This is a genomic window from Pseudomonas frederiksbergensis, from assembly GCF_003732665.1.
GTDB lineage: Bacteria > Pseudomonadota > Gammaproteobacteria > Pseudomonadales > Pseudomonadaceae > Aquipseudomonas > Aquipseudomonas frederiksbergensis_G.
Genome location: NZ_MOBP01000105.1, coordinates 1 through 451, shown reverse-complemented (window position 1 = coordinate 451; position 451 = coordinate 1). Strand labels below are relative to the sequence as shown.

1 protein-coding gene is annotated in these 451 nt (G+C 60.1%); it reads right to left on the bottom strand.

Annotation, left to right across the window (positions count from 1 at the left end):
• On the bottom strand, positions 1-451 hold a 451-nt coding region (locus BK665_RS33345), incomplete at both ends, for an ATP-binding cassette domain-containing protein (protein ID WP_123410649.1).

The following is a 451-nucleotide window of genomic DNA, read 5'->3' as shown; positions in this document are numbered from 1 at the left end:
ATGCAACCGCGCTGCATGACACATACACGATGCGCAATTCTTCGCACCAGGTTCAAATCGTGACTGATCAGTAACAGCGACATGCCCAATCGGGCCTGCAATTGCTTGAGCAAATCGAGGATTTTCAGCTGAACGGTCACGTCCAGAGCGGGGGTCGGCTCGTCGGCAATCAGCAGTTCAGGCTCGTTGGCCAGGGCCATGGCGATCATCACCCGTTGGCGCTGACCGCCAGAGAGTTCGTGGGGCAGGGCCTTGAGGCGCTTGTGCGGCTCGGGGATGCCGACCATCTCCAGCAGCTCCAGCGTGCGCTTGGTCGCGACTTTGCCGGTCAGGCCCTTGTGGATGCCGAGGACTTCGTTGATCTGCTTCTCGATCGAGTGCAGCGGGTTCAGCGAGGTCATCGGCTCCTGAAAGATCATCGCGATGCGGTTGCCGCGAATGTGCCGGATGG